This window comes from Moorena sp. SIO1F2, assembly GCF_010672755.1.
Taxonomy (GTDB): Bacteria; Cyanobacteriota; Cyanobacteriia; order Cyanobacteriales; family Coleofasciculaceae; genus Moorena.
Genome location: NZ_JAAHFV010000617.1, coordinates 1 through 1,946, shown reverse-complemented (window position 1 = coordinate 1,946; position 1,946 = coordinate 1). Strand labels below are relative to the sequence as shown.

The 1,946-nt window shown below is 43.1% G+C and carries 1 protein-coding gene; it reads left to right on the top strand.

Annotation, left to right across the window (positions count from 1 at the left end):
- The coding region (locus tag F6J94_RS33430) for an abortive infection protein (RefSeq protein ID WP_367142320.1) at positions 1-1,834 on the top strand (1,834 nt) is incomplete at its 5' end.
- Positions 1,835-1,946 lie beyond the last annotated feature (112 nt).

Here is a 1,946-nt window from a genome sequence, read left to right as displayed (position 1 = left end):
AATCGGGGTGGTATTTTTTATCTACTCTCAAGCCCAGAAAAAAATGACCGAACCGAAACCATCTAACTACGAACTTTGTCGTAACGAGGAGATAAATCAACCTAGCTATTATCCCGTAAATCAGACCCTATCATCAAGTCTTTATCAACCCGTTAGTGAGTGGATTGGACGACTGATCGAGCTGCCAAAGGAGGAACGAACAACGGATGATTTGGTACTCTTTGAAGTCTACCATACTGCTCCTGAGTATCAGCATTTGGTAGGACAGATTGTGACCTTAGGATGGAGTAAGGATGCTCCAGGGATCCAAGACTATGTGAAGCGAGTTACCACAGATATTAATTTTAATCAAGCCACGATAGATAGCATCACAGGCGGCACTATCCATCCGGTTCGATTAAATAATCTCAATCAAGTAGGTCCCCTGGAATCGTTGGCTGCAGCCAGACCTGACGATAATGTGATTGTCATGGTAAACAATCCAGTTGTGACTGAGTCAGAAACAAGGACATCTTTGACTATTGCCGAAGACCCAGTGCAAATTACCGGTCGCTTCTATGGCTTGGTTACCATTATTAAGCGGGAGACACTTGAAAGCGATCGCTTTGAAGTGTCTCACTTTAATAAAGACTCAAAACAATTTGATGGACCTCAAGAAATTATTCGTATTCCTCAAGTGGTGGCTGACCGGTTTGGCATCCCTAGATCTACCAATTCCCAGATTGAAGACTCTCCTCTAAATAGCGCTGGTTGGTATATTTATGGTGCTCAGGATCCTGACGGCATTTTTGTTACCCAAGGGATTGAACCTAGGGCTTTGATGATGCTAGAGCCAGATCAAGTAATTTTGGGAGTTGAGGAAGGGGTAACTTACATTAAGGAAAAAAATTGGGAAAATACCGAACAGCAAAAAGGTACTGGCAACACAGTTCTGCTGGATCCTTTAGCTGAAGAAGCAGAGGCGGCGATATCCCGTTGGCAAGAAGGAGACCGGGGAATTGTCATCCATCTTTTTGGGGGAATTGGTGGTAATAAAAAAGATGAACGTGCCCTTTTTAATATGGTAAGCGGTCACTTTGCCTATGGTATTGCTCATGTAGTGCGTGACCCATTAAGCGATGAATTACGCTTTGATATAGAGTACGATCAAGTTTATGCTAGTAACCCCGATGGCATTGTTTCAGGGTCAATCAAATGGCCGAACTATATGGGAAATTTGCAGCGGGGTTGGTTAGGCAATCGACCTGTTTCTGATGTGATTGTTAAATTGGATGCAGTCACCCAAGACTACGAGTTCGGTGATATTAAACTATCACCCTTGGACGAATTGAAGCATCAGTTACAAGTAATGATGGCTCGCTACCGCACGGGGGATGGTGACGGTGCAGCATTGGTTTCACCAGCAGAGTCCTGTGTACAAGACTCCAATCAAGGGCTGTATGTAGCCATCCAACAGATAGAAGATGAAGTGAATGCCAATCCTGAAATTCAAGAGTGGTTGAAAAGTCATCCAGATCATCCCCAAACTCAACGATTTCAACAATTATCCGAGTTGGGACAAGCACTAGAAAAACAACTGACTCCCTTAGGAATTGTTCGTAGTGACTGGAAGGAAAATGCTGAAACCTTGGTGGGAGTTGCTACCAGTGACAATCCCATTATCCCGATCATTAGAGGACTTACTAGCTGGCGCACTATACTACCACGACGTGGTCATGACGAAATCGCTAATCTTTTGTTAAACCATGGTGCTAAACTTTGGGTTATCCGCACTAATCAAGTGGGAGGATTCGATCCTGATATTATTCCCTATGCTCCGACTACGTTATTTTAGAATGAAGAATGGAGAATGAAGAATGAAGAATGAAGAATGGATAATGAAGAATGGATAATGAAGAAGGGAAAATGGAGAATGAAGAATGAAGAAGGGAAAATGGAGAATGAAG